Source organism: Kitasatospora sp. NPDC056184 (assembly GCF_042268405.1).
In the GTDB taxonomy this organism is placed as follows: Bacteria; Actinomycetota; Actinomycetes; order Streptomycetales; family Streptomycetaceae; genus Kitasatospora.
This window is the reverse complement of record NZ_JBHJUI010000012.1, coordinates 1-26,965: the sequence shown is the minus strand read 5'-3', so window position 1 is coordinate 26,965 and position 26,965 is coordinate 1. Positions and strand designations below refer to the sequence as shown.

16 protein-coding genes and 2 pseudogenes are annotated in these 26,965 nt (G+C 74.6%); 9 read left to right on the top strand and 9 right to left on the bottom strand.

Going from position 1 to position 26,965, the window contains the following annotated elements:
* Nucleotides 1-310: 310 nt before the first annotated feature.
* A pseudogene (locus ACFC0B_RS23575) lies at nucleotides 311-1,325 on the bottom strand (helix-turn-helix domain-containing protein); the annotation flags it as partial.
* Between the two features lie 1,786 nt (nucleotides 1,326-3,111).
* Nucleotides 3,112-3,945, bottom strand: a complete 834-nt coding sequence (locus tag ACFC0B_RS23570) for an HAD family hydrolase (RefSeq protein WP_376089059.1) — start codon at nucleotides 3,943-3,945, stop codon at nucleotides 3,112-3,114.
* Nucleotides 3,946-4,735: 790 nt separating this feature from the next.
* Between ACFC0B_RS23570 and ACFC0B_RS23565 the strand changes: the two are divergent.
* Nucleotides 4,736-5,167 (top strand): annotated as a pseudogene (locus ACFC0B_RS23565) (universal stress protein); the annotation flags it as partial.
* A gap of 185 nt (nucleotides 5,168-5,352) precedes the next feature.
* Nucleotides 5,353-5,511 (top strand): hypothetical protein, encoded by a 159-nt coding sequence (locus ACFC0B_RS23560; RefSeq protein WP_376089056.1) that lies wholly within the window; start codon nucleotides 5,353-5,355, stop codon nucleotides 5,509-5,511.
* 426 nt (nucleotides 5,512-5,937) lie between these two features.
* Here the strand turns inward: ACFC0B_RS23560 and ACFC0B_RS23555 are convergent, their stop codons facing one another.
* The 4 genes from ACFC0B_RS23555 to ACFC0B_RS23540 form a co-directional block, all read right to left on the bottom strand.
* Nucleotides 5,938-7,125: an acyl-CoA dehydrogenase family protein gene (locus tag ACFC0B_RS23555; RefSeq protein ID WP_376089053.1), complete on the bottom strand. Its 1,188-nt coding sequence runs from the start codon at nucleotides 7,123-7,125 to the stop codon at nucleotides 5,938-5,940.
* A 139-nt stretch (nucleotides 7,126-7,264) separates the two neighbouring features.
* Nucleotides 7,265-8,284 (bottom strand): hydroxymethylglutaryl-CoA lyase, encoded by a 1,020-nt coding sequence (locus ACFC0B_RS23550; protein ID WP_376089050.1) that lies wholly within the window; start codon nucleotides 8,282-8,284, stop codon nucleotides 7,265-7,267.
* Complete coding sequence (locus ACFC0B_RS23545; protein ID WP_376089047.1) at nucleotides 8,281-10,545, bottom strand: biotin carboxylase N-terminal domain-containing protein; 2,265 nt, start codon at nucleotides 10,543-10,545, stop codon at nucleotides 8,281-8,283. The genes ACFC0B_RS23550 and ACFC0B_RS23545 overlap by 4 nt, the downstream gene beginning before the upstream one ends.
* Before the next feature lie 113 nt (nucleotides 10,546-10,658).
* Nucleotides 10,659-12,347 carry a carboxyl transferase domain-containing protein gene (locus ACFC0B_RS23540; protein ID WP_376089044.1) on the bottom strand — a complete coding sequence of 563 codons (1,689 nt, stop codon included), beginning with the start codon at nucleotides 12,345-12,347 and terminating at the stop codon, nucleotides 10,659-10,661.
* Nucleotides 12,348-12,481: 134 nt separating this feature from the next.
* Between ACFC0B_RS23540 and ACFC0B_RS23535 the strand changes: the two genes are divergently transcribed.
* Nucleotides 12,482-13,195: a TetR/AcrR family transcriptional regulator gene (locus ACFC0B_RS23535; protein ID WP_376089041.1), complete on the top strand. Its 714-nt coding sequence runs from the start codon at nucleotides 12,482-12,484 to the stop codon at nucleotides 13,193-13,195.
* A gap of 354 nt (nucleotides 13,196-13,549) precedes the next feature.
* Nucleotides 13,550-17,677 carry an ABC transporter ATP-binding protein gene (locus ACFC0B_RS23530; protein WP_376089038.1) on the top strand — a complete coding sequence of 1,376 codons (4,128 nt, stop codon included), beginning with the start codon at nucleotides 13,550-13,552 and terminating at the stop codon, nucleotides 17,675-17,677.
* 71 nt (nucleotides 17,678-17,748) lie between these two features.
* Here ACFC0B_RS23530 and ACFC0B_RS23525 read toward each other — a convergent pair whose 3' ends face one another.
* Nucleotides 17,749-18,777 (bottom strand): ATP-grasp domain-containing protein, encoded by a 1,029-nt coding sequence (locus ACFC0B_RS23525; RefSeq protein WP_376089035.1) that lies wholly within the window; start codon nucleotides 18,775-18,777, stop codon nucleotides 17,749-17,751.
* Between the two features lie 202 nt (nucleotides 18,778-18,979).
* On the opposite strand from ACFC0B_RS23525, the gene ACFC0B_RS23520 reads away from it, so the two are divergent.
* Nucleotides 18,980-19,516, top strand: a complete 537-nt coding sequence (locus tag ACFC0B_RS23520) for an NUDIX hydrolase (protein WP_376089032.1) — start codon at nucleotides 18,980-18,982, stop codon at nucleotides 19,514-19,516.
* 53 nt (nucleotides 19,517-19,569) lie between these two features.
* Here ACFC0B_RS23520 and ACFC0B_RS23515 read toward each other — a convergent pair whose 3' ends face one another.
* Both ACFC0B_RS23515 and ACFC0B_RS23510 read right to left on the bottom strand, forming a co-directional pair.
* Nucleotides 19,570-20,544, bottom strand: coding sequence for a hypothetical protein (locus tag ACFC0B_RS23515; RefSeq protein WP_376089029.1), 975 nt, complete (start codon nucleotides 20,542-20,544; stop codon nucleotides 19,570-19,572).
* A 199-nt stretch (nucleotides 20,545-20,743) separates the two neighbouring features.
* Nucleotides 20,744-21,865: an ABC transporter substrate-binding protein gene (locus ACFC0B_RS23510; protein WP_376089026.1), complete on the bottom strand. Its 1,122-nt coding sequence runs from the start codon at nucleotides 21,863-21,865 to the stop codon at nucleotides 20,744-20,746.
* A 293-nt stretch (nucleotides 21,866-22,158) separates the two neighbouring features.
* Here ACFC0B_RS23510 and ACFC0B_RS23505 point away from each other — a divergent pair, with 293 nt between their 5' ends.
* From ACFC0B_RS23505 to ACFC0B_RS23490, 4 genes are all read left to right on the top strand, one after another.
* Entirely contained in the window at nucleotides 22,159-23,790 is a 1,632-nt protein-coding gene (locus ACFC0B_RS23505; RefSeq protein WP_376089023.1) for an APC family permease, read from the top strand.
* A 217-nt stretch (nucleotides 23,791-24,007) separates the two neighbouring features.
* Nucleotides 24,008-25,087, top strand: coding sequence for a tryptophan--tRNA ligase (trpS, locus tag ACFC0B_RS23500; RefSeq protein WP_376089020.1), 1,080 nt, complete (start codon nucleotides 24,008-24,010; stop codon nucleotides 25,085-25,087).
* Between the two features lie 92 nt (nucleotides 25,088-25,179).
* A complete protein-coding gene (locus ACFC0B_RS23495) occupies nucleotides 25,180-26,136 on the top strand; it encodes an LD-carboxypeptidase (protein ID WP_376089017.1) in 957 nt (318 codons plus the stop codon).
* Nucleotides 26,137-26,149: 13 nt separating this feature from the next.
* Complete coding sequence (locus tag ACFC0B_RS23490; RefSeq protein WP_376089014.1) at nucleotides 26,150-26,860, top strand: nucleoside/nucleotide kinase family protein; 711 nt, start codon at nucleotides 26,150-26,152, stop codon at nucleotides 26,858-26,860.
* Nucleotides 26,861-26,965 lie beyond the last annotated feature (105 nt).

Sequence of the window (26,965 nt, the reverse complement as noted above, 5' to 3'; positions counted from 1 at the left end):
TGCGCCGGGACCATCGGCGGACGCGCCGGACCGCGACCGGCCCCCGGCTGCCCGGGGTGCGCCTGGTGCCCGGCCGCCTGGTGCGGGTAGGGCTGCCCGGCCCGCGCGTGCACGCCGGGTCCGGACGGCTGTCCGTGCTGGCCCGGGTGCGCGGCACCCGGCCCGCCCGGGAACCCCGCGGCGGCGGCCGACCCGTGCCCGGCCGGCACACCGTGCCCGCCGTGCTGGCCCGGGAGGGACCCGCCCGCCGCGGCCGACGCCGAGACCGCCCCGGCCGTCCGCAGGTCGCCGCCGGCGGGCGAAGCCGGTGCCGGACCGGCCGTTCCGGGCCGCCGGGCCCGGTAGCTCGTCCGGTAGGCGGCCGGCGAGACCCCGAGCTGGCGCCGGAAGTGCCCGCGCAGCGCCACCGGCGACCGGAAGCCGCAGCGGCGCGCGACGTCGTCCACCGACAGCTCCGAGGTCTCCAGCAGCCGCTGCGCCTGCAGCACCCGCTGGGTGATCAGCCACTGCAGCGGAGCGCTGCCGGTGAGCGTGCGGAACCGCCGGTCGAAGGTCCGCCGGCTCATGTAGGCGCGAGCCGCCAGAACCTCGACGTCGAACTGCTGGTTGAGGTTCTCCAGCGCCCAGGTGACCACCTCGGCGAGCGGGTCGTTGCCGATCTCTTCAGGTAAAGACTGATCGATGTACTGGGCCTGTCCTCCGCCGCCGCGTCGGCTCGGCACCACCAGCCGGCGGGCGAGCGCGTTGGCCGCCTCGGCGCCGTGGTCGCTGCGGACCACGTGCAGGCAGAGGTCGATGCCGGCGGCGGTGCCGGCCGAGGTGAGCACGTCGCCGTCGTCGACGAACAGCTCGCGCGGGTCGACGTGCACCCGCGGGTAGCGCTTGGCCAGGGTCGGCGCGTACATCCAGTGCGTGGTCGCCGGGCGGCCGTCCAGCAGGCCGGCGGCGGCGAGGACGAACGCGCCGGTGCACAGGCCGATGATCCGCGCGCCCTCGTGGTGCGCCTTGCGGAGCGCGGTGATCGCCTCGACCGGCGGCGGCTGCGAGATCGAGCGCCAGGCCGGGACGACGATGGTGCCGGCCCTGGCCAGCGCCTCCAGCCCGTACGGGGCGGAGAGGGTGAGGCCGCCGGTGGTGGCGAGCGGGCCCTCCTCGCCGGCGCAGACCAGCAGGCGGTAGCGCGGCACCCCGGCGTCCTGGCGGTCGACGCCGAAGACCGAGAGCGGGATCGAGCTCTCGAAGATCGGTCCGCCGCCGAAGATCAGGACGGCGACGGTCTCGCGGCGGCGGCGGCCGGAGAGCTTGCGCGGCGCGGCGGCCGGCACGGGCGCCGAGGTGCCGTTGAGGCCGCCGTGGCCGCCGGGTCCGTGGCCCGCCGCGCCGTGGCCGCCTATGCCGTGCCCGACGGTGCCGAGGCCGAGCGGTCCGGCGGGGAGCCCGCCGACGGCCGCGGGGCCCGGCAGTCCGGGCACAGCCGGGCCGAGGCCGGTGCCGGGGGCCCCTGGGGCGAAGGCGGCGGCGGCCGGGGCTGCGGCGAAGGCCGCGTAGCCGTTGTCGGCTCCGGGATGGCTGCCGGGGTGTCCGCCGGAATGGCCGGTAACCGACGCCCCGGCCCGCCCGTCCGAGCCGTTTCCGTACCCGCCGGTGTGGCTGACGGACGGTCGGCTGACGTGGCGTCCGCCGTGCTCGGGGGAGGCCGGGAAGGACGGGGAACCCGGGCTCTGCGGGACGCCCGGGACGCCTGTGGCACCCGATGCGGGCGGGGTGCCCGGGGCGGACGGGGCCGCGGGGGAATAGGAGGGGTACGAGGCGGTGCCGGAGTGGCGGGTGTTGGCGGTGGAGGCCTGGGAGCCGGTGCTTCTCGCGGAACGACCCGCGATACCGGCCACGGCCTGGCCGCTGTCAGGACCCGCGTCGCTCCTGCTCACCCTGCTCAAGGCGCTCAAGCCCCCTCGGTGGTGTGGTGTGGTGGTGCGGCACTGCTGGCCAAGATCGAATCTATCGGGTGGACCGTTGCCGTTGTGACAAGTTCACCATCCGACGCTATGTCGACATGGCAATTTGGCGTGATGCATTCGATCACGAAGCGTGGCACCCGTCGACCCTTCTGGGAAGAGGGTCGGTGCAACGGTGGCTGGTTGTCGCGGGACGGGTCCTGGGGCGTCTGGCTCCGAGGTGCCCGGCCGGTGCGCCTGGGCTGCGGATTTGCCCAAGGGTGGGGGAGCCGCACGAGATTGACCGAAAATAGGCGGTGCACGGGAGGGCGCACGGCTGCCCGGTGTGCGCCTCCCAGGCTTCATCCGGCCAGTGCCGGAGCCGGGGACCGGTGGCCGGGGCTCCGGTGCCGCCGGGCCCCGGGGCGGGGCCCCGGCCGGCTCTTCCCAGCCAAGGGCGATGCCACGATCGGTCGGCCCGCAGGTCCGGGCGGCGGGATGCCGTGCCCTGGCGTCCGCGCGGTGCGCGAACTGGGCACAGGGGTGGCGGAACTGACGACGCCGATCACGGCGAAAGGGTTGCACGACGAACGGTCCGGATCCGGACCGTCCGGTGCGGGCGTGCTTCGACGGCCCGTGCGGGGCAGGCGCGCTGACGGAAGGTGAGCCGTACGGGGCGGGGCCGCCGTGACCATTGTGACCCTTGTGACCGGTGGGGTTTCTGGTGCCTCGGTGACGGCTGGGGCTGCCGGGGTCGTTCGACGGGCGGGGGCGTGCCGCGCGCACCGTGCCCGCGCCCGCAGGACCTCGGCGTGCCCTCGGTCCCGGTGGCCGCCGTCCGGCCCGGGCCGGACGGCGTGGGGGCGGCGCGACCGCTCGCCCGTGCCGGGAGCGCCGCCGGGGCTCTGCCGAGCGCCCTGCCGGGGCTCTGTTGCGGGCTCTGTCGTGGCAGAGCGGGTGGCGGCATCCTCGGCAAACCCGCCGGACCGGTTTCGGACAGCCGGTCCGGTCCCGGAGGCGGTTGAAGCACTACCCGTGGCGTGCACGGCTGAAGGCGTGTGCCGACCGGAAGGGGCAGATGTCCCGAACGGCGCGCCGTCGCGCGCGCTGCTCTGCGCCGTCCGTCTCCGCTCCGCCCCCGATCCGGCCCGCGCCCCGTTCGCGGCCGGCCCGCCGATCACCCCGGGGCGGCCGCCGTCCGCACCGCGGCGAGCCCGCGCTCACGGGGGCGGGGAACACCCGCGGCACCCGCCGTCCCCGTCATCCGCGTGACCGCGACGCCACCGCAGACGGCGCGACGCGGGGTGTCGACGCCCACCGGGCGGGCCTCCGGGCGGGCCGCCGGGGCGCCCCGGGCGGCCAGCACCTGGCCGACGGCCTCCGGCAGGCCGGCCGCCTTGAACGTCGGCCGGTAGGCCGGCTCGGCCCACGGGCGGCCGTGGTGCAGCCAGACGCTCCGCAGGCCGGCCAGCGCGGCGCCGGCGATGTCCGCGGGGGCGTGGTCGCCGATCATCCAGGTCTGCGCGGCCCAGTCCCCGGTCGGCGCGAAGCCGCACCGCTGCGCCGCGATCTCGAAGATCAGCGGGTCCGGCTTGAGGCAGTCGGCCTCCTCGGAGATCACCCAGCCGTCGACCATCGGGCCGAGGCCGGTCCGCCGGATCTTCTCGAGCTGGGGCCCGGTGCTGCCGTTGCTGACGATGCCGAGCGTCCACCCGGCGGCTCGCGCCGCCCGCAGCGCGTCGATGTTGCGGGCCGGGCAGTGGATGTAGGAGTTGATGCCGTGCCGGTAGTGGGCGAACAGCCGGTCGAGCGACTCGTCGAGGCCGTAGCGGCGCCGGGCGGCGGACAGTACGGTGCTGCGCGGTACGTAGCCGCCGCCGTCGATGGTGACGAGCCAGTCGACGTCTCCGGGCGGCAGCGCCCGTTCGGTCAGAAAATCCTGAGCCCAGGCCCGGAATGCGGCGTCCCTGGGGAGCAGCGTGTTGTCGAGGTCGAGCAGGAGCAGGGGCATGTCGAGCATGGTGCCAGCGGCCGCGCCTATGCATGTGGCAAATGCCAGACGGCGTCCCGAACCCGTGCCCCTTGGCTGAAACGGGTGCCGCGGCGACGGCGCACCCCGCGTTCGCCGTCCGCCCGGCCGTCCGCCCCGCCGCCCGCCCCCACCAGCCGCTTCACTGCCCGGTGACGGTCCGCAACGGATCGTCATCGATCCATGACAGTCCGGTCACGGTGTCCCGGGATCCTGTTGCGCCGCCCGGTCCGCTCAGTCAAGCTCCAGGGAACCTCCTTCGGCGGAGGGGCGCCTTCGCACCCGTCGAGGGGCGCACCGTCGCCGGCGCGCGCATCCCTCGTTCGTGGGAAGAGCGCGCCCCCGGGACCGCGCGGCTGGGCTGCGTGTCCGGCCCGTCGTACTCTGAAAGGAACAGGTCACAAACGGTGGTGTTCGGCGCAGCCCGACGACTTCCCGTGGGCGGGCCTGCCGCCCGGGCAGCGTTGTCCTCTCCTGTCGGCCCATCTCCTTCGAAGAGCCTTGTGCCATGGCTGGTTCTGAGCCCTCCCGACCGGTGGAGCCGGGCGAGGACGCCCGGGGCGGCGGCTTCGCCCGCCCCCTTCGCCACCTCGCGCGCCGGGGCCGCCCCGGCTCAGGCTCCCGCCACCGGCGGGACGAGCGGCGGTCCGACGTCCCGGAGCCCCCGGTGACGGGCCGGCCTGGACCGGGCGCCGAGCGTCCGAGTACCTCCGGCCTGCCCGACGCGGGCGGGGCGGCCGGCGAACCGGCCCTCCGGCAGGCATCCGCCAAAGCCTGCGACCCGGCCTTCCAGCACGGTGTGGTGGTGGGCTTCGACGGCTCGCTGTCCAGCGAACGCGCCCTCGCCTACGCGGTGGGCATGGCCCGTCGCTCCCAGTGCGGCCTGGTGATCGTGCACGTGGCCAACCGCCTGCCCGCCACCGTCTGGGCGGGCTGCGAGCCGCCGGTCTTCGTCGACCTCCCCGACCACCGCACGGAGGTGCTCGGCCTGGAACTCGCCTGCGCGGACTTCCTCGCCGGGGTGCCCTGGATCCTGGTCGAGCGCGGTGGCGACATCTGCCACGAGATCGAGGAGGTCGGCCGCGAGTTCGCCGCCGACGCGATCGTGGTCGGCACGACGCACGGCCTGCTCGGCAAGCTCTTCGGCTCGGTCTCCGGCCGCCTCGCCCGCCGGGCCAACCGTCCGGTGATCGTGATCCCCTGACGGTCGTTCCGTTAGGCCGGGCGGCCCGTCGCGGCTGCCGGGACGGGCCCGGGGTGGTGTGGGCCCTTCGAGCTGTCCACGCCGGCGCCACCGCGCCACCACCCAACCCGACGGCTCCCGGTGCGGCGGCAGCTGCCGCACCGGCCTGGTCGGCACGCCTGCCGCCAGGCCCGGACCGTCCGGTGGTGCAGCAGCGCGTGCGTGACTACACCCGTCAGGCGATCACGGACGAGTGGGAGCAGATGGGCCGTGGGCGCGGCAGCGCCGAGGCCTGGGCGGCGGCCGACCGGATCCGGACCTGCGGACGCGGTGCGGAGCCAGGGACGCGTCCGAACTCGCCGTGAAGGCCGATGTGTTGAGGAGCCTGACGGACGTCTGCGCGCGGCGGAACGCCAGGCTGGCCGATATCCGTGCCCAGGTGCCGGCCCTGGCACTGGGAGGTCCGGTGGTGGGGTCGGTGTCGGTGCTGGCGACGCCTCCGGTGGTCGGTCTGACCACCACCGGGCGCACCCTGGTGCTGATGGGGTTCGTGGGGCCCCGGCCGCGTTCGCGGTCAGCCTGGTGTTCCAACTCAGCGGCCCGTTCGACGGCGCCGTCAAGGTCACGCCGACGCCGTTCGAACTCGCGCTGACCCGGTACGACCAGATCGACTCGGGCAGCCCGGGGTGACTCCTTCCTCCTCGTGATGTGCGATCGCCGTGGTTCGCCGGCCCGCCGGCCCGCCGGCCCGGGCGGGTCGGCGGACGAAGCGGGTGCGGCCTACGACAGCCTCAGGAGACGCCGAGCTCTCGCGCGATGAGCATCCGCTGGACCTCCGAGGTGCCTTCGCCGATCTCCAGGATCTTGCAGTCCCGCCAGAAGCGGGCGACGGGGAATTCGTTCATGAAGCCGTACCCGCCGTGGATCTGGGTCGCCTCGCGGGCGTTGTCGACGGCGGCCTCCGACGAGTACAACTTGGCGATCGCGGCCTCCTTCTTGAACGGTTCCGAGTGCAGCAGCCGGGACGCGGCGTCCCGCCAGGCGAGGCGGGCGGTGTGGGCGCGCATCTCCATGTCGGCGAGCTTGAACTGGATGGCCTGGTTGGCGCCGATCGGCCGGCCGAAGGCGCGGCGCGTACCGGCGTACGAGACGGACTGGTCGACGCACCCCTGGGCCAGGCCGGTGGCCAGGGCGGCGATCGCGATGCGGCCCTCGTCGAGGATCCGCAGGAACTGGGCGTAGCCGCGACCTCGCTCGCCCAGCAGGTTGGCCGCGGGGACGCGGCAGTCGGTAAAGGACAGTTCACGGGTGTCGGATGCGTTCCACCCGACCTTCGAGTACTTCTTCGACACCTGGAACCCGGGGGTCCCGGTGGGCACGATGATGGAGGAGATTTCCCGCCGTGGCGAGGAGAATTCGCCCTCTTCACTCGAACGAGCGATCGGTTCGGTGAGCGCGGTGACGGTGACCAGACCGGTGATGTCGGTGCCGGAGTTGGTGATGAAGCACTTGGTGCCGTTGATCACCCACTCGTCGGTGGCCTCGTCGTACCGCGCGGTGGTCCGGGTCGCCCCGGCGTCCGAGCCGCCCTCGGGCTCGGTCAGGCCGAACGCGCCGAGCAGCTCGCCCGAGGTCAGCCGGGGCAGCCACTCGCGCTTCTGCTCCTCCGTGCCGAAGCGGTAGATCGGCATCGCGCCGAGCGAGACCGCCGCCTCCAGGGTGATCGCGACCGAGGAGTCGACCCGGGCGAGCTCCTCCAGCGTCAGGCAGAGCGCGAAGTAGTCGCCGCCCATGCCGCCGTACTCCTCCGGGAACGGCAGGCCGAACAGGCCCATCCGCCCCATCTCCCGCACGATCTCGTAGGGGAACTCGCCCTGCTCGTAGTACTCGCCGATCTTCGGCGCCACCACGTCCTGGGCGAATTCGGCCACGGTGCGCCGCAGTTCCTCGTGCTCGGTGTTCAACCGGTGGTCGAGCATGGTGATCCTCCTGGGGCCCCGCCGGGTGGGCGCGGGCGTGGTCGGGACGACCGCCGCCGGTGCTGGTGTGACGGGCGGGCGGTGTGATGAGCGGACGGATACGCGGGGGCGGGCCGTCACGCGGAGCGGTCGGTGCGGGTCAGTCCGGTGATCCGGTGGACGTGGTGCCGAGCAGGGCCTGGACCGCGCGGGAGGGGCTGGGGCGGCCGAGCCGGCGCGCCATCCAGCCGCTGGTGGCGACCAGGGCGCGCAGGTCGACACCGGTCCGGACGCCGAGTCCGTGCAGCATCCACACCAGGTCCTCGGTGGCGAGGTTGCCGGTGGCGCTCTTGGCGTAGGGGCAGCCGCCCAGTCCGCCGGCCGAGGCGTCCACGGTGGTGACCCCGGAGCGCAGTGCCGCCAGCGTGTTGCTGAGGGCCTGGCCGTAGGTGTCGTGGAAGTGCACGGCGAGCCGGCCGGTCGGCACCCCCGCGGCGGCGAACCCGTCGAGCAGGGCGGTGACCTGGCCGGGGGTGGCCACGCCGATGGTGTCGCCGAGGCTCAGCTCGGCGCAGCCCATCTCCAGCAGCCGCACCCCGGAGCGGACCACCTGGGCGACCGGGACCGGGCCCTCCCAGGGGTCGCCGAAGCACATCGACAGGTAGCCGCGGACCGGGACCCCGGCCGCCGCGGCCCGCTCCACCACGGGGCGGAACATCGCCATCGCCTCGTCCGCCGAGCGGTTGAGGTTGCGGCGGGCGAAGGTCTCGGTGGCGCTGGCGAACACCGCGACGTCGGTGGCGTGGTGGGCGAGAGCGCGGTCCAGGCCGCGCTCGTTGGGCACCAGCACCGGCAGGCGCAGGCCCGGGTGGCGGTCCGGCAGGCCGGCGAGCCGGGGCATCAGGTCCTCGGCGTCGGCGAGCTGGGGTACCCATTTCGGGTGAACGAAGCTGGTGGCCTCGACGGTGCGCAGGCCCGCGGCCGCGAGCCGGCCGATGAACTCGGCCTTGACCTCGACGGGGACGAGCGTGCCCTCGTTCTGCAGCCCGTCGCGCGGGCCGACCTCGTGGATCCGCACCTCCTCGGGCAGGCCGGGCGCGCGGACCGGGTCCGGCAGGCCCAGGTCGAGGGCGTCCGGCTCACGGGCGGGGGCGGCGCCTCTCGGCGCGGGGGCGGTCACGACCGCACCGCCGCGGTGGCCTCGGCGGGGTCGTCCGCGGCGGCTTCGGCGGGGGTCACCACGACCAGCAGTTCCTCCATCGCCACGGTGGCGCCGGCGGTGGCCCGCAGCTCGCTGACCGTGCCGTCGTGCGGAGCGGCGATGACGTGTTCCATCTTCATGGCCTCCAGGACGAGCAGCGGCTGGCCCTTGCGGACCGCCTCCCCGGCCGCGGTCTTCACGACCGTGACGGTGCCCGGCATCGGCGCGGTCAGGCCGCCGTGGTGGGCGGTGCCGGCGGTGGCGCTCTCGCCGACCGCGTCGTGGGTCTGCACCGGCCAGGCGTCGCCGTCGATCCCGAGCCAGGTCACCGGGCCGGCGGCGGGGGCGGCGGGGCCGTCGGCGGCGAGGGCGAAGCTGGTCCGCAGGCCGTCGACGGTCAGGTGGAGGCGGTCCCCGGTGCGGCCGGCCCGGGCCCGGTGGACCGGTCCGGCGTCGAGCCGGACCTCGACCTCCAGGGTGCGCTCGGACGGATTGTCAGTGGCGTCCGTTACGTTGCCCGCAGTGATCGATCGGACGCGCACCGCCACCGGGTCCTGGCCGGGGGTACGGAGTCGGTGGGTGGTCCAGGCGGGGTCGCCGCCCAGGCGCCAGCCGGAGGGAAGGGAGAACGGGTCGGTCCAGCCGTCGGTGTCGGCGGCCGGGGTCAGGTCCAGGTGCCGCGCCAGCGCGGCCGCGTAGTAGAGGAGGTGGGCGGGCGCCGGAGGCTCCGGCGGCAGGACGTCGGAGGGTTCGGCGGGCGGCGTGGTGCCGGCGGCCGGGGAGTACGGCGAGGCGAGCAGCCCGGGCTGCTGCTGCGCCGTCTGCTCGACCAGGCCGGTGTCGAGCCGGCCGGCGGCGACCTCCGGGTGGGCGAGCAGCCGGCGCAGGAAGCCGGTGTTGGTGGTGACGCCGAGGATGCGGGTGTCGGCCAGCGCGGCGCGCAGGCGCCGCAGCGCGGTCGGACGGTCGGGTCCGTAGGCGATGACCTTGGCGAGCATGGGGTCGTAGGAGCTGGTGATCACGGTCCCGGGGGTGACTCCGGAGTCCACCCGGATGCCTTCGCCCCGAGGTTCGTCGAGGAGCAGGATGCGTCCGCCGGTGGGCAGGAAGTCCCGTTCCGGGTCCTCGGCACAGATCCGGGCCTCGATGGCGTGGCCCTGGAAGGAGATGTCGGACTGGGTGAAGGAGAGGGGCTCGTCGGCGGCGATCCGCAGCTGCCACTCGACCAGGTCCAGCCGCCGGGGCCGGCCGGCGGCGGGGCCGGCGGTGTCGGTCACGGCGACGGCGAGCTCGGTGACGGGGTGCTCCACCTGGAGGCGGGTGTTCATCTCCATGAAGAAGAAGTCCCGCACGCCCCCGTCGGTGTCGGGGGAGTCCGGGGCGACGCCGGGGACGATGAACTCCACGGTGCCGGCGCCGGTGTAGCCGCAGGACTCGGCGGCGCGGACGGCCGCGGCGCCCATCGCCGCCCGGGTCTCGGCGTTGAGCAGGACGGAGGGAGCCTCTTCGATCAGCTTCTGGTGGCGGCGCTGCAGGCTGCACTCGCGCTCGCCGAGGTGGACGGTGGTGCCGTGGGCGTCGGCCAGCACCTGGACCTCGATGTGGCGCGGCCGGTCGATCCAGCGCTCCAGCAGCAGGGTGTCGTCGCCGAAGGCGGTGCGGGCGACGCGCCGGGCCGCGGCGATCTCGGTCGGCAGGTCGGCCGGGTCGCGGACCAGGCGCATGCCCTTGCCGCCGCCGCCGGCGGACGGCTTGAGCAGCACGGGGTAGCCGATCTCCTCGGCGGCCGCGACGAGTTCCTCGTCGCTGGGCGCGGTGGCCCGGCTGCCCGGAACCACCGGCACGCCGGCGGCCCGCACGGCCTCCTTGGCGTTGATCTTGTCACCCATCAGCTCGACCGCGGCGGGAGGAGGTCCGATGAAGACGAGGCCGGCGTCGGCGCAGGCGCGGGCGAAGGAGGCGTTCTCGGCGAGGAAGCCGTAGCCGGGGTGGACGGCCTGGGCGCCGGTCCGGCGGGCGGCGGCGAGGATCTGGTCGGTCCGCAGGTAGGTCTCGGCGGCGGAGCTGTCGCTGCGGTCGGCCGGGCCGAGCCGGACCGCGACGTCGGCCTCGCGGACGTGCGGAGCGTCGGCGTCGGCGTCGCTGAACACGGCGACCGAGCGCACGCCGAGCCGCCGCAGGGTGCGGATCACCCGGACGGCGATCTCGCCGCGGTTGGCGACCAGAACTGTGTCGAACATGGGAGGCGTTCCTCCGGGTCGAGGGGAGCCGTACGAAGGAGGTGGTGGCACCTGGTGGGCGCCGGGCACCGGGGAGGCGGCGGCGCGGGTGGGCCGCCGCCCGGGGAGGAGCGCTACATCCGGAAGACGCCGAACGGGCCGGGCGCCGGGAGCGGGGCGTTGGCGCAGGCGGTGAGCGCCAGACCGAGCACGGTCCGGGTGTCCATCGGGTCGATCACCCCGTCGTCCCAGAGCCGGGCGGTGGCGTAGTAGGCGTTGCCCTGGCGCTCGTACTGCTCGCGCACGGGGCGCTTGAACTCCTCCTCCGCCTCGGCGGGCCACTGCTCGCCGTGCGCCTCCAACTGGTCGCGGCGGACGGTGGCCAGCACCGACGCGGCCTGCTCGCCGCCCATCACGGAGATCTTGGCGTTCGGCCACATCCACAGGAAGCGGGGTGAGTAGGCCCGGCCGCACATCGAGTAGTTGCCGGCTCCGTACGAGCCGCCGATCACCACCGTCAGCTTCGGGACGCGGGTGCAGGCGACGGCGTTGACCATCTTGGCGCCGTGCTTGGCGATGCCGCCCGCCTCGTACTGCCGGCCGACCATGAACCCGGTGATGTTCTGCAGGAAGAGGAGGGGGATGCCCCGCTGGTCGCACAACTCGATGAAGTGGGCGCCCTTGAGGGCGGACTCGGCGAACAGCACGCCGTTGTTGGCGACGATGCCGACGGGGTGGCCGTGGATCCGGGCGAACCCGGTCACCAGGGTCGCGCCGTACTCGGCCTTGAACTCGGCGAACCGGCTGCCGTCGACGAGCCGGGCGATCACCTCGCGCACGTCGTAGGGCGTGCGCGGGTCGACCGGGACGGCCCCGTACAGGCCGGCCGGGTCGACGGCCGGCGGCTCGGCCGGGGTGAGCGGCCACGGGCGGGCCGGTCGCGGACCGAGCCCGGCGACGATGGTGCGGACGATCGACAGGGCGTGGGCGTCGTCCTCGGCCAGGTGGTCCGTGACGCCGGAGGTCCGCGCGTGCAGGTCGCCGCCGCCGAGTTCCTCGGCCGTGACCACCTCGCCGGTGGCCGCCTTCACCAGCGGCGGTCCGCCGAGGAAGATGGTGCCCTGGTTGCGGACGATGACGGCCTGGTCGCTCATCGCCGGGACGTACGCGCCGCCGGCCGTGCAGGAGCCGAGCACGGCGGCGATCTGCGGGATGCCCGCGGCCGAGAGGCGCGCCTGGTTGTAGAAGATCCGGCCGAAGTGGTCGCGGTCCGGGAAGACCTCGTCCTGCATCGGGAGGAAGGCGCCGCCGGAGTCGACCAGGTAGACGCAGGGAAGCCGGTTCTCCAGCGCGACCTCCTGGGCGCGCAGGTGCTTCTTGACCGTCATCGGGTAGTAGGTGCCGCCCTTGACGGTGGCGTCGTTGGCGACCACGACCACCTCGCGCCCGGCGACCCGGCCGATGCCGGCGATCACCCCGGCGGCCGGGGCGGCGCCCTCGTACATCCCGTCGGCCGCCAGCGGGGCCAGTTCGAGGAAGGGCGAGGCCGGGTCGAGCAGGGTGTCCACCCGGTCGCGGGGGAGCAGCTTGCCGCGCGCGGTGTGGCGGGCGCGGGCCTTGGCGCCGCCGCCGAGCGCGGCCGCACCGAGCTTCTCGCGCAGTTCGGCGACCAGGGCCCGGTGGGCGGCGGTGTTCGTCCGGTACGCCTCGGAACCGGGGTCGGCGGCCGTGGCGAGCCGGGGTGCCGGTGCGGCGGCGCCCGGGGTGCCGGCCGCCGCGCTGCCGTTGATGCCGGTGGGTGCGCCGGCGGTGGAGATGACCATTCCAAGAGCTCCCTTGCCCTCGGCGGCAGGTGGGCCGACGGGGCTGGTGAGCCCGCGACCCCCACACGTTAATGAACGTTAACTTCCGTCGCCCAGGTTAACGACCGATAACCCCACTGTCTACGATGGGCGGCATGCCGAACGTCCCGCCCGCCTCCGGGCTCCCGCGCCGCGACCAGATCCGCAAGGAGGCCGCCCGGTTGTTCGCGGCCCGGGGCTTCCTGGGCGTCGGCGTGGACGAGATCGGCAAGGCGGTCGGGATCAGCGGCCCCGCGCTCTACCGGCACTTCGCCGGCAAGGACGCGATGCTCGCCGACCTGCTCGTCGGCATCAGTGAGCGGCTGCTGGAGGAGGGGCGCCGCCGGGCGGGCGGCAACGAGGGGCCGGCCGCCGCGCTGGACGCGCTGATCGGCGGCCACGTCGACTTCGCGCTCGACGACCGCGACCTGATCACCCTGCACGACCGCGAGCTGCTCAACCTCCGCGAGGAGGACCGCCGGACCGTCCGCCGCCTCCAGCGCGCCTACGTGGAACTCTGGGTCGACGTGGTCCGGCAGGCCTACCCGCCGCTCGCGGCACCCTCCGCCGAGCCGGTCGCCCGGGCGTCCGTGCACGCCGTCTTCGGGCTGATCAACTCCACCCCGCACAGCCACGGCCCCAACCCCGCCCAGGGCGACGAACGGGTCGGGCTGCCGCGCGACGCGATGGCCGCGCTGCTGCACAGCCTGGCGCACGGGGCCTTCTCGGCAGCCGCCGAAGCCGTCGCCGCCGAAGCCGTCGCCGCCGACACCGCCCGCGCCGCCGCCGAGGCCGCCCGGGCGGAGACCGGCGCCGGCGCGCGGGCCTGAGCCCGCGCCCCGCCGGGGCCCGTTGCGCCGTCCGGGGGGCGGCGTCCGAGGGTCGTCCGAAGGCCGAGCGGCAGGCCGGTCGAGGGGCTGACACCGGGCTGACGCCGGGCCGCTCCGGGGCGGTGCGCGCTCGGCCCGGCGCCCTAGGACCAAGGAAGGTCGGCCTCCTGCGCCGGTGGGCGGTGGGCGGTTCCGGGCCCGTCGGCGACCCTGGTGGTGAGCGCGCCGGTCCGGTCCGCCGGGAATCACCGCAGGTTGCGGGCTGTTGCCCCCTCCGTCGGGCCGGGACCACCGGCTCGCCCTGGCCTGAAACTCCATGGCGGCCACCCGACGGAATGGTTAGCATCCCTAAATATGCCTGAGACTCACGGATCTACGGTGGAGCTTTCCCCGAGCGGCACCCGAACCGACACCCCGGGCGGGTCCGGGAACGGGCACGCCCGACCGGGCACGGCCCCGGACCCCACGACCACCGCCGACACCGACACCGACACCTACTCCGACACCGGCGGGGGCAGCGGCCCCGGTGCCGAGGGCGAGGGCGGCGAAAGCGGCGGCACCGACGGCCCGGGCTGGCTCCGGCGGTTGCTCGGCTACTGCTGGCGCTCCCGGCGCAGCGTGCTGCTCGCCTTCGGCGCCTCGCTCCTCGGCATGGCCGTCACCGCCCTGGTGCCCCTGGTCACCAAGGTGATCATCGACGACGTGATCACCGCGCACAGCCGCCCGCTCGCCCCGTGGGCCGTGATCCTGCTGCTGGCCGCCGCCGTGGTGTTCGGCTGCACCCAGGTCCGCCGCTACTACGGCGGGCAGCTCGCCGTCGACGTCCAGCACGACCTGCGCGCCGACCTCTTCCGCTCGCTCGGCAGGCTCGACGGCCACCGCCAGGACCGCCTGGACACCGGCCAGGTGGTCGGCCGCGCGACCTCCGACCTCCAGTTGGTCAACGGGCTGCTCTCGATGCTGCCCATGATGACCGGCTACCTGATCATGTTCGCGATGTCGCTGGGCGTCATGATCTGGCTCTCGCCGCCGCTCACCCTGGTCGCCCTGGTCATGGCCCCGGCGCTCTGGTGGGTCTCGGCGCTCAGCCGCAAGCGGCTCTTCCCCGCCACCTGGGCGGCCCAGCAGGAGGCCGCAGCCGTCGCCGGCGTGGTCGACGAGGCGATCGGCGGCGTCCGGGTGGTCAAGGGCTTCGGCCAGGAGGCCCAGGAGCTGGACAAGCTGGAGGCGGCCTCGGGCCGCCTCTTCGCGGCCCGACTCCGCTCGATCCGGCTCAACAGCCGCTACAACCCCGCCATGCAGGCCATCCCCGCACTCGCCCAGGTGGCGGTGCTCGCCTTCGGCGGCTGGCTGGCGGTCGACGGCCGGGTCTCGCTCGGCACCTTCGTCGCCTTCTCCACCTACGTGGCGCAGATGACCGGCCCGGTCCGGATGCTGACCATGGTCATCACGGTCGGTCAGCAGGCCCGCGCCGGGGTCGAGCGCGTGCTCCAGCTGATCGACGAGCGCCCGCTGGTCCAGGAGCGCCCGGACGCCGTCACGCTCGACCTCGCCCTCGACCCCGTCCAGGCCCCCGCTCCGGAGCCGGCCACCACTCCCGACACCGAAGCCCCCGCGGCGAACAGGTCCACGGCGAACGAGGCCTCGCCGGCCGCGGCTCCGCGCGTGGTCGGCCCGCTCACCACCGAGGTGGCGCTGGAGTTCGACCGGGTCGGCTTCCGTTACGACCCCGAGCACCCCTCGCCCGTGCTGCACGACCTCAGCCTCCGCCTCGCCCCCGGCGAGACCCTGGCCCTGGTCGGCGCGTCCGGCTCGGGCAAGTCCACCGTCGCGCAGCTGGTGCCGCGGTTCTACGACCCCGCGGCCGGCGCCGTCCGCCTCTACGGCCACGACCTGCGCGACCTGACCCTCGACTCGGTCCGGGCGGCCGTCGGCACCGTGCCCGAGGAGAGCTTCCTCTTCTCCGAGACGGTCCGCACCAACATCGCCTACGGCCGCCCGGACGCCACCGACGAGCAGATCGTCGCCGCCGCCCGCGCCGCCCAGGCCGACGAGTTCGTCCGGGCCCTGCCCGACGGCTACGAAACCAAGGTCGGCGAGCAGGGCCTCACCCTCTCCGGCGGCCAGCGCCAGCGCATCGCCCTGGCCCGGGCGATCCTCACCGACCCCCGCATCCTGCTCCTGGACGACGCCACCTCGGCGGTCGACCCGCAGATCGAGGCGGAGATCCACGACGCGCTGCGCTCCGTCATGGCCGGCCGCACCACGCTGCTGATCGCCCACCGCCGCTCCACCCTCCAGCTGGCCGACCGGATCGCCGTCCTCGACCACGGCCGTCTGCTGGACCTCGGCACGCACGAGGAACTCGAAGCCCGATGTCCCCGGTACCGGGCCCTGATCACCGACCCCGAGGCCGGTCGCGCCCCCGGCGCCCGCGCCGCTGCGAACCCCACAGACCCGGCCGACCCGGCCGCCCCGACAGACCCGGCCGACCAGGCGGATCAGGCGGACCCGGCGGAAGCGAAGGCCCCCGCCGCGCCGGCCCCCGCCGCACCGCCCGCCCGCCCCGCGATGCCCACCCCGGCCCTGGCCAAGGCGGCCCGCACCGCCGCACCCGACCTGCTCGCCAAGGTCACCGCCCTCCCGCCGGCCACCGACAGCCCGGAGATCCCCCGCGCCGAGGCCGAGCGGGGCGACCCCGACTTCAGCCTCCGCCGCCTGCTGCGCCCCTTCCGCGCACCGCTCGCCCTCGCCCTGCTGCTGGTCGCCCTGGACGCGGGCGCCGGGCTGGTCCTGCCGATCCTGATCCGGCACGGCATCGACGACGGCGTCAGCAAGGGCGTCATGACCGGCGTCGCCGTCGCCTCGCTCGCCGCCCTGGCGGTCGTGCTGCTCGACTGGCTGGTGCAGAGCGCCGAGAACCGGGTCAGCGGCCGCACCGGCGAGCGGGTGCTCTACTCGCTCCGGCTCAAGATCTTCGCCCACCTCAACCGACTCGGCCTCGACTACTACGAGCGCGAGCTGTCCGGCCGGATCATGACCCGGATGACCACCGACCTGGACTCGCTCACCTCGTTCCTCCAGACCGGCGTGGTCACGGCGGTCGTCAGCCTGCTGACCTTCCTCGGCATCCTCGCCGCCCTGCTGGTGATCGACGCCGGGCTCGCCCTCGCGGTCTTCGCGGTCCTGCCGCTGCTGGTGGTGGCCACCCTGGTGTTCCGTCGGAAGTCCAAGGCCCAGTACGAGATCTCCCGGGACCTCATCAGCACGGTCAACGCCGACCTGCAGGAGAACGTGGCCGGCATGCGGATCGTCCAGGCGTTCCGCCGGCTGGACACCAACACGGACCGCTTCGTCGCCCGCGGCATCGCCTACCGGGACGCCCGGGTCCGGGCCCAGCTCTACATCTCGCTGTACTTCCCGTTCGTGCAGTTCCTCTCCAGCGTGGCCGCCGCGCTGGTGCTGATCGTCGGCGCGTCGCGGGTGGACGCCGGGACGCTCACGGTCGGCGCGCTGGTCGCGTACCTGCTCTACATCGACCTGTTCTTCGCCCCCGTCAACCAGCTCTCCCAGGTGTTCGACGGCTACCAGCAGGCGGCGGTGGGCCTCGGCCGGACCCGCGACCTGCTGCGCACCCCGACCAGCACGGCGCAGACCGCCGACCCGGTGCCCGTCCCGGCCGGACTGCGCGGCGAGATCGAGTTCGACCGCGTCGGCTTCGCCTACAACGGCGGCGCGGACGGCGCTCCGGACGTCCTCACCGACATCAGCCTGCGGATCCCCGCCGGGCAGACGGTGGCGCTGGTCGGCGAGACGGGGGCCGGCAAGTCGACCCTGGTCAAGCTGGTGGCCCGGTTCTACGACGCGACCGCCGGCACCGTGCGGGTCGACGGCGTGGACCTGACCCGCTACGACCTCGCGCAGTACCGGCACCGGCTCGGCGTGGTGCCGCAGGAGGCCTACCTGTTCGCCGGGACGGTGCGCGAGGCGATCGCGTACGGCCGGCCCGGCGCCACGCCGGCCGAGGTGGAGGCGGCGGCCCGGGCGGTCGGCGCGCACGACATGATCGTCCGGCTGTCCGGCGGCTACGAGCACGAGGTCGCGGGCCGGGGCCGGAACCTCTCGGCGGGCCAGCGCCAGCTGATCGCGCTGGCCCGGGCGGAGCTGGTCGACCCGGACATCCTGCTGCTGGACGAGGCCACCGCGGCGCTCGACCTGGCGACCGAGGCGGCGGTCAACCACGCCGCGGACCGGCTCAGCGGCGGCCGCACCACGCTGGTCATCGCCCACCGGCTGACCACCGCCGAGCGCGCCGACCGGGTCGTGGTGCTGGACCACGGCCGGGTGGTCGAGGACGGCACGCACGGCGAACTGCTCGCCCAGAACGGGGCGTACACCCGGCTCTGGCAGGCGTTCGTGGCGGAGGGTCACGGCGGGAGCGGCGCCGCTCCCGTACCGGCCTCAGACGTGATCGTCGGATAACCAGGCCGGACGGCGGGCGTCGCAACCGGCGCCCGCCGCCCCGTCACGGCACCCCGGTCACGCCGCGCCCGTCACGCCGCGAGCAGTGCGATCAGCAGCCCGGAGGGGTCGATTCCCCGGGGCAGCTCGCTCACCTGCCCGTCCCCGACCTCGACCACCCGCCAGCCGGAGCCGTCCGCCCGCTCGGCGAGGTCGGTGGTGACGAACCGGCAGCCCAGCGCCCGCACCAGCGGTCGGACCACGGACAGGTCGGGAGCGGCCGGGCAGCCGGGCAGGTCCGGGTGCGGCCCGACCAGCACCGGCTCGCCGTCCAGCCACCACACCCGGGCCTCCACCGCCCGCCGCCGCCCCTCCCGGCCCGTGTCCCCACCCGCGTCGCGGCCCCCGTCCCGCCCTTCGTCCGAGGCGTGCTCGGAACCGCCGCCGGACGGGGCGGCGCGGGTGTCCCACACCACCCGGGTGAACTCCTCGAACCGCCGCAGCACCACACCGCCCGCCAGGTGCTCGGCCTGCCGCTCCACGAACCGCGCGACCACCCGTCCGACGGCCGGCAGATCCGCCAGGTCCGGGATGTAGCAGGCCTCGTCCCACTCCTCCTTGCGGGACTTCACGTAGTCCTTGACGATCGCCGGCCCGCGCCCGCCGAGCCGGGCGACGGCCGGTGCCAACCGCTCCGCACCGGGCGGCTCGATCCCGGCCCCCGGCCCGGCCGCGCCCGCTTCGACCCCCGCGCCCGGCAGCGGCAGCCAGACGCTCTGCGGGGTGGCCCCCTCGAACACCTCGTACCAGCCCGGCAGCTCGTGCGCCGAGGCGTACCCGGGCGGGCTCGTCAGCAGCTGCCCGCCGCGTTCCGCCAGGGCGGCGGCGAAGTCCGCGTAGCGCCGCGAGGGGAGCATCCACCCCCGGTACCAGAGCGGCCCGCGCCCCGTCGGCACGCCGCGGACGCCCGCGCGGGCGTCCCCGGCGAGCAGCGCGTCGTGGTCGACCAGGTGGTGCTCGCCACCCAGGTCGCGCAGCAGCCTGGCCTCCCGGGCGAACTGCGGGTCGACCCGGCGCGGGTCCAGCGGATGGGAGGGGAGGAGGAAGGCGGGTGCGGGCATGGGCGTCAGGGTAAGGCCACCGACTGATCGTCGGGCCCGTCAAAACCCCGACGTCACAGGCCTCGACCCGGACGGACGGACCGGCCCGGGAACCCGGTCGGCAGTCGGCCGGAGCCGTCCCGCCGACCGGACCCACCCGTCCCGCCCGACGCCCGGCGGAATCCGCTCGACGCCCGCGGCGGCCCGCTGCGAGAGTGACCCGATGCGAAACCTGTGGCGCAACGCGCGAAGGATCCCGCGGCAGGCCGCCCGCACGGTCGTCCTGGACGAAGGGGGCTCCGTCTTCCTCCTGCGCTCGGACAACAGCGAGGTCGGCGTGCACTGGACCATGCCGGGCGGCGGGATCGAGCCCGGCGAGACACCGTGGACGGGGGCGCGCCGCGAGCTCTGGGAGGAGACCGGCTGGTCCGACCTCGAACCCGGCCCGCTGCTCTGCACCTGGGAGCACGACTTCACCTGGCACGGCACGCCCGTCCGCCAGCACGAGCACATCTACCTCACCAGCGGTCCGCACCGCGGTCCGGTCGGCGACGTCAGCGCCATGCACGCCGCCGACAAGATCCTCGATTGGCGCTGGTGGACCCCGGAGGACCTCGCCGACGAGGACGCCGACGCCCTCTGGCCGCCCCGGCTGCCCGAACTGCTGGCCGCCGTGCGGGAGGACTGGCTCGCCGACCGCCGCGCGCCCGACCCGGTCGACCTCGGCTACATCCCGAACGCCCGGCCCGCCCGTTCCTGACCGACGCCCGGCCCGGTGACAGGCCCGGTGACAGACCCTGACCGGTGACCGGTCTAGATCGTCCGGTTCCCGCCGCGCCGCCCCGCCCGCCGTCCGGGCGGACCGGCCTGCCAGTCCCGCAGCTCCAGCTCCCGGTCGTGCAGCGCGGCGGGGTTGATCACGACGGAGAGCTGTGCCCCGGCCAGCCGCTCGAAGGCGAGGCCGGTGGCGCTCAGCAGGTGCTCGGTCGGCACCGAGACGGCGATCGCTGGCCGCCAGGCGGGCAGCACCACCAGACAGGTCCCCCGGCCGAGCCGGACGAGTTCGGCGGCGGCCCGGACGGCGGGCCGTTCCTCCGGGCGACCGGACACCCCCGCGGGCCCGGGACGTCCCACCGCCTCCGGCGGGTGCGGGGTACCGCCGATCAGGACGCCCAGCGGTGCCTCGGGGCCCGCCACCGGACGGGCGGCGGTTCCGGTCCCGCTCCGGTCGCCGCCGGTACGCGGCCCGGGCACGGCCGGCACGTCCGCCGCCGGCACCGGGCCGGGGCTCGCGGTGTCCGGCCGCAGGGCGCCGGCCGCCTGCGGGTGCATCCGGCGCAGCCGGCGCGAGGGCGCCGGCCTACGGGTGACGACGGTGCGCAGTTCCTCCTGGGCCGCCCGCAGCACGGGGACGGTCCGGTCCTGGACGGCCGGCGGCTGCTGGAGCCGGACGAAGCCCTCGCCGCCACCGTCACCGCCGCTCGCGCGCTCCGGTCCGGCCACGCCGTCCGACCGGCTCCCCGTCTCACCGGACCGGCTTCCGCCCCCGTTGCCGCCGCCGCGCGGCCGCGGCACGGTACCGCCCGGCAGGACCCCGGCCGTGCCGGCCGCCCGGCCGTCGGTCCCCGCCGCCGCGATCGAGCAGCGGGTGGCGCCGCTCACCGGCGCGGCGGTCGCCGCACCGTCCGCGGCGGTCCCCGCGACCCCGTCCGGGCGGGCGGGCGACGGCGGCGCGAGCGGTGTGGCCGACGGGAGCCGGTCGGCGTCGGTCTGGTCGAGCGTGGTCATTGGCAACGGGCCCTTCGGGGTTCGGTGCCGTCGATCCTCCCGCACCGGGCGATCTGCTCCAAGCGCCTTTCCGCCCCGTGTGCCCCACGCCACCGTTCCACCCCGTCCGTCCCGCTCATCCCGTCCGTCCCGCCCATCCCGTCCGTCCCACGCCCTGACACCGCCTCGGCCCGGAACGGCGTGCCCCCCGAAGCGCCGGTCAGGCGCCGGGCGCCACGAAGCCCTTGAGGTCGGCCAGGACGACGTTGGCCGCGGCCACGCCGAGACCGAGGAACCAGGTCTCGTCCGGGACCGGCCGGGCCTGCCCGGACTTGACCGCGCCGAGCGTCTTCCACAGCGCCCCGCCGAGCACTGCGTCCTGGTTGGTGGAGCTGGGCGTGCCGTAGACGCCGTAGAAGACCCAGTCGGCGTCGGCCTTGTCGATCTGCTCGGGGCTGATCTCCACCGCGAGCTCCTTGACCTGCTCGATCTTGGGCTGCGGCAGCTGCGCGTCGGTGAGGATGGTGCCGATGAAGGACAGCTCCGCGTAGAGGCGGGTCTTGCCGGGCATGAAGCGCAGCGGCGTGATGGTCGGCCGCTTGTCGCCGAGCTTGGCGCCGATCGCCGCGGCGGACGCCTGGTAGGCGTCCAGCTGGGCCTTGGCCTCCGCCTCCAGGCCGAACGGGGTCGCGTTGAGCAGGAAGTTCTGCTTCCACGGGTAGCCCGGGCGCAGCGAGAAGACGGTCGGCGCGATCTTGGAGAGCTGCGCGTACTGGTCCTGGGCGCGCAGCTGGCTGCCGAGGATCAGGTCGGGCTTGAGCGCGGCGATGGCCTCCAGGTTGAGGCTGTTGATGGTGCCGACGTTGGCGGGGCTGCCGGCCTTGTCCCCGAGGTAGGACGGCATCGTCTTGGAGCCGTCGGTGTGGACGACGCCGACCGGCTGGATGCCGAGCGAGACCACGTTGTCGAGCTCGCCGGTGTCGAGGACCACGACCCGGGTCGGCTTGGCGGGGAGGACGGTCTCGCCCATCGCGTGCTTGATCGTCCGGGGGTAGACGCCGGGGGCGGCGTCGGTGCCGAAGCCCTTCATCTTCTCGATCACGGTGGCGTAGTCGTCGCCGCCCTGCTTGACCGACTTCTGGTCCGGCGAGGTGCCGCCGGAGGGCTTGGCCGTCCCGCCGCCGGAGGCGCCGGACGCGGAGCCGGAACCCGAACCGTCCGAGCTGCCGCAGGCGGTGAGCAGTCCGCCGAGGCCGAGTACGGCTCCGCCGGTGAGGGCCGCGGTGAGCAGGGTCCGGCGGGTGGGGCGGGGGGTGGTCGGGCGGCCGGCGGTGGGGGACACGCGGCACTCCTTCACGGAGGGGTCGGGTTAGGTGAGGCAAACCTATCCGACGCTCACGGCGGGCTCTCCGCCGCGTCGTCCGAGGGTCCGGAATCCGGCCCCCGAAACGTCTCAAACCGTGGCATATCCGGCAAATCAATTCGGTAACGACCCTTCGAAATAAAGGTACACGCCTTAACGACCCATGCATCACCGGTCAACAACTGGCCACTGTCAGGCAAATCGAAGGGAGTGTCCGAGATCACCAAGGGTTGGCCTACTCAACCTTCGGCACCCGCACCTAGGGTGCGCTGGTGTTTGATCAGCAGCTCTCAGAGCACGGAAGCAGCGGCCGGGCAACGGCGCCCGCCGCTCCGCAGGGTGCCCCGGTCAGTGGCGCCAGTGGTGGAGCCCCCGGCACAGCGCCGGAGGCGGCGGGGGCAACGGGGGCAGCGGGGGACAAGGGTCTACGGGGCAACTCCGTCGGCCTGCTGAGCAGCGTGGTCCTGGGCGTCTCCACGGTCGCCCCGGTCTACTGCCTGACCGCCACCCTGGGCCCGACGGTCACCGCCGTCGGCGTCCAGATGCCCGCGGTCTTCCTGGCCGGCTTCCTGCCGATGCTGCTCGTCGCGTTCGCGTACAAGGAGCTGAACAAGGACTTCCCGGACTGCGGCACGTCCTTCACCTGGACGGTCAAGGCCTTCGGCCCCCGGATCGGCTGGATGGCCGGCTGGGGCCTGACGGTCGCCACGATCATCGTGCTGTCCAACCTCGCCGGGGTGGCCACCGACTTCCTGTACCTCATGCTCGGCGAGATGACCGGCAGCGGCGCCGTCGCCGACCTCAACGACAACAAGGCGGTCCACCTGGCCACCGTCGTCGTGCTGATCGCCGCCGCCACCGCGATGAGCTACCGCGGCATGACGGCCACCAAGTGGTTCCAGTACAGCCTGGTCGGCCTCCAACTCGCCGTCCTGCTGCTGTTCTCCGCCATCGCCGTCGCCAAGGCCGCCGCCGGCGACCTGCCCGACTCGGTCGGCTTCTCCGCCTCCTGGCTCAACCCGCTCGAAGTGAGCTCGTTCAGCGCGTTCACCGCCGGCCTGTCCCTGTCGATCTTCATGTACTGGGGCTGGGACACCTGCCTCACCATGAACGAGGAGACCAGCGGCAGCGCCAAGACCCCGGGCCGGGCCGCGATGATCTCGATGGTCACCCTGGTCGGCTCCTACCTGCTGGTCGCGATCGCCGCCCAGATGTTCGCCGGCGTCGGCACCACCGGCACCGGCCTCGGCAACCCCGACACCGCCGACAACGTGTTCGCCGCCCTGGCCCGGCCGGTGCTCGGCTCCCCGTGGAGCATCCTGCTCTTCGTGGCCGTCGTCGCCAGCGCCGCCGCCAGCCTGCAGACCACCTTCATCCCGGTCGCCCGCACCCTGCTCGCGATGAGCGCCTACCGGGCCGTGCCGCCGCGCTTCGGCGCCGTCCACCCGCGCCACCGCACCCCCGGCTTCGCGACCGTCGCGGCCGGCATCGCCACCGCCGCCTTCTACGTCGGCATGAGCGTGATCAGCGAGAACGTCGTCCAGGACACCATCCTGGCCCTCGGCCTGATGATCTGCTTCTACTACGCGCTGACCGCCTTCGCCTGCGTCTGGTACTTCCGCCGCTCGCTCCGCGACAGCCTGCGCGACCTCGTCGTCAAGGGCATCGCCCCGCTGCTCGGCGGCATCCTGCTCAGCGGCGTCTTCCTGCAGACCCTCACCGACGCCTGGGACCCGGAGTACGGCAGCGGCGCGGTGTTCGGCATCGGCTCGGTGTTCGTCATCGGCGTCGGCATCCTGCTGCTCGGCGCGGTGCTCATGGCCGTCTACGGCGTGTACCGGCCCGCCTTCTTCCGCGGCGAGACGCTCCGCAAGGACACGCCCGCCCTCGTCGTCGAGGACTGACGGCGACCGGGGAACCGAACGGCGGGCCCGAGCGGGCACCCGCTATCCTCGAACCCATGAAGCGCTTCGCAGGTCTCAGCTGGTGGCCGTCCTAGGACGGCCACCAGCCACGCCTGACCAGGGCCGTCCGGGATGGACGGCCCTGTTGCGTTTCTCCGACGGGACGGGCCCCGTGCCCCGGACGGCCGCCACCACCGCCGTACCGAGGAGAAACCCCGTGACCACGACCACCGCCACCACCGGCCGGCCCGGCCTCGACGACCGCGACGACCTCGCCGACCTCGACGGGAGCGTCCGCGGCAACCCGGCCGCCCACCGCGTCCTCACCGGCGACCGCCCCACCGGCCCGCTCCACCTCGGCCACTACTTCGGCAGCCTCCGCAACCGCGTCCGCCTCCAGCGCCTGGGCGTCGAGATGCTCCTGGTCATCCCCGACTACCAGGTCATCACCGACCGGGACATCGCCGACCGCCTCGCCGAGCACACCGAGAACCTCGTCCTGGACTACCTCGCCACCGGCATCGACGCCGACCGCGCCACGATCTTCACCCACAGCTCCGTCCCCGCCCTCAACCAGCTGCTGCTGCCCTTCCTCAGCCTGGTCAGCGTCGCCGAACTCCACCGCAACCCCACCGTCAAGGACGAGATCGCCCACTCCAGCCAGGCCGCCGTCAACGGACTGATGCTCACCTACCCGGTCCACCAGGCCGCCGACATCCTCTTCTGCAAGGCCGACCTGGTCCCCGTGGGCAAGGACCAGCTGCCCCACCTGGAGGTCGCCCGCACGGTCGCCCGCCGGTTCAACGAGCGCTACCCGCGCCCCGACGGCACCACCGTCTTCCCCCGCCCCCGGGCCCTGCTGGGCGCCGCCCCTCTGCTGCTCGGCACCGACGGCGGCAAGATGAGCAAGAGCCGCGGCAACTCCATCCCGCTCGGCGCCGACGAGGACACCACCGCGCGGCTCCTCAAGGGCGCGAAGACCGACGCCGACCGCCGCATCGGCTACGACCCCGCAGGCCGCCCCGAGGTCTCCAACCTCCTCCTGCTCGCCGCCCTCTGCCAGGACCGCACCCCCGAGGAGGTCGCCGAGGAGATCGGCGACGGCGGCGCGGCCGCGCTCAAGCGCACCGTCACCGAGGCCGTCAACGAGTACTTCCGCCCGATCCGCGCCCGCCGGGCCGAACTCGCCGCCGACCGCGGCCACCTGCGCGAGGTCCTGCGCGCCGGCGCCGAACGCGCCAACGCGATCGCCGACGCCACCCTCGCCGAAGTGCGCGAGGTCATGGGATCGCTGTGAACGCGGCAGGGGCATAACCTCTCGGGGCCGGTCCCGCACCGGCCCCGGGACCACCCCGCCCCGGCCCGCTCCACCCCGGAAGGAACCCGGCCATGGACCAACACCCGACCACCTCCGGCCGAGGACTGACCCGCCCGCCGCACCTCCGCCCCGGGGACCACGTCACCGTGGTCGCCACCAGCGGCCCCATCGACCCCGGGCGGCTCGCCGCCGGCACCGCCCTGCTCCGCTCCTGGGACCTGCGCGTGACCGTCGCCCCGCACGTCCTCGACACCCACCCCGTCCTCGGCCACCTCGCCGGCACCGACGCCGACCGCGCCGCCGACCTCCAGTCCGCCTGGCTCGACCCGACCGTCGACGCCGTCATCTGCGCCCGCGGCGGCTACGGCGTCCACCGCATGGTCGACCTCCTCGACTGGGAGGCCCTGCGCGCCGCCCCGCCCAAGGTGCTGATCGGCTTCAGCGACGTCTCCTCCCTGCACGAGGCCTTCGCCCAGCGCCTCGGCCTCGCCACCCTCTACGGCCCGATGAGCGCCACGGCGACCTTCCTGGAGGACGGCCCCACGGCCGAGCACCTGCGCCGCACCCTCTTCGACCCCGCCGCCACGACCGTCCTCACCTCGGCCACCGCCACCGCCCTGGTCCCCGGCCGGGCCCGCGGCATCACCGCCGGCGGCTGCACCCACGTCCTCGCCGCCGAACGCGGCACCCCCGCCGCCCGCCCCTCCTACGCCGGCAGCATCTTGCTCCTGGAGGACGTCAACGAGCACCCCTACCAGCTCGACCGCATCCTCACCCAGCTCCTGCGCTCCGGCGCCTTCGACGGCGTCACCGGCATCGCCCTCGGCTCCTGGGAGGGCTGCGGCCCGCTCGACCGGGTCCGGGACGTCATGCTCGACCGCCTCGGACCGCTCGGCGTCCCGATCGTCTGGGAACTGGGCTTCGGCCACTGCCCCTCCACCCTCACCGTTCCGCTCGGCGTTCCCGCCCTGCTCGACGCCGACGCCGGCACCCTCACCCTGGACCTTCCCGCCCTCGCCGAACGCTGAGTAGGGTTCGCCCATGAACGCGGACCGCTCCACGGGGATCGTGACCGACCTCGACGCGGACAGCCTCGCGGCCCTCGCCCTCGGCCTGCTGCGCGGCCCCGCCAGCAACGCCCGGACCATCCTCGGCCTCGCCGGCCCGCCCGGTTCCGGCAAGTCCACCCTGGCCCGGCACCTCGTCGCCGAGGTCGAACGCCACGAGGGCCCGGGCAGCGCCGCCTACCTCCCGCTCGACGGCTTCCACCTCTCCACCGCCCAGCTCGACCGCCTCGGCCTCGGCCACCGCAAGGGCGCACCCGCCACCTTCGACGCCGACGGCTACGTCGCCCTGCTGCGCCGGGTCGCGACCGAGCGCTTCCAGGACATCTACGTCCCCGACTTCGACCGCGGCCTCGACGAGCCGGTGGCCGCCCGGCACGTCGTCCACCCGCACACCCGCCTCGTCGTCACCGAGGGCAACTACCTCGCCGCCGCCGACCACCCCTGGCCCGAGGCCCGGGACCTGCTGCGCGAACTCTGGTACGTCGAGACCGACGACGCCGTCCGCGAGGCCCGCCTCCTCGACCGCCACCGCACCGGCGGACGGGACGAGGCCGCCGCCCGCCACTGGGTCACCGGCAACGACCACCCCAACGGGGAGTACGTGAAGGCCGGCCGTGCGGCCTGCACCCGCATCGTCCGAGTAGGACGTTTGCCTTCGCACCCGAATGGGCGTAGTGTTCTCTAGTCGCTCGGCAGGGAGCACCGGACACGCGTTTGCGCGGACGGTCCCGGGGCGGCCAATCCTCTGAAACACCACCTCTTCCCGGTTACGGGCCGAGGCGTGTCGTTA

What these genes read in the sequence shown, in the direction of transcription:
- ACFC0B_RS23555 (WP_376089053.1), bottom strand. Translation starts at nt 7,125, where the DNA reads ATGCTCGACCACCGGTTGAACACCGAGCACGAGGAACTGCGGCGCACC.
- ACFC0B_RS23515 (WP_376089029.1), bottom strand. Translation starts at nt 20,544, where the DNA reads ATGACCACGCTCGACCAGACCGACGCCGACCGGCTCCCGTCGGCCACA.
- ACFC0B_RS23525 (WP_376089035.1), bottom strand. Translation starts at nt 18,777, where the DNA reads ATGCCCGCACCCGCCTTCCTCCTCCCCTCCCATCCGCTGGACCCGCGC.
- ACFC0B_RS23520 (WP_376089032.1), top strand. Translation starts at nt 18,980, where the DNA reads ATGCGAAACCTGTGGCGCAACGCGCGAAGGATCCCGCGGCAGGCCGCC.
- ACFC0B_RS23540 (WP_376089044.1), bottom strand. Translation starts at nt 12,347, where the DNA reads ATGGTCATCTCCACCGCCGGCGCACCCACCGGCATCAACGGCAGCGCG.
- ACFC0B_RS23530 (WP_376089038.1), top strand. Translation starts at nt 13,550, where the DNA reads ATGCCTGAGACTCACGGATCTACGGTGGAGCTTTCCCCGAGCGGCACC.
- ACFC0B_RS23490 (WP_376089014.1), top strand. Translation starts at nt 26,150, where the DNA reads ATGAACGCGGACCGCTCCACGGGGATCGTGACCGACCTCGACGCGGAC.
- ACFC0B_RS23545 (WP_376089047.1), bottom strand. Translation starts at nt 10,545, where the DNA reads ATGTTCGACACAGTTCTGGTCGCCAACCGCGGCGAGATCGCCGTCCGG.
- ACFC0B_RS23535 (WP_376089041.1), top strand. Translation starts at nt 12,482, where the DNA reads ATGCCGAACGTCCCGCCCGCCTCCGGGCTCCCGCGCCGCGACCAGATC.
- ACFC0B_RS23570 (WP_376089059.1), bottom strand. Translation starts at nt 3,945, where the DNA reads ATGCCCCTGCTCCTGCTCGACCTCGACAACACGCTGCTCCCCAGGGAC.
- ACFC0B_RS23495 (WP_376089017.1), top strand. Translation starts at nt 25,180, where the DNA reads ATGGACCAACACCCGACCACCTCCGGCCGAGGACTGACCCGCCCGCCG.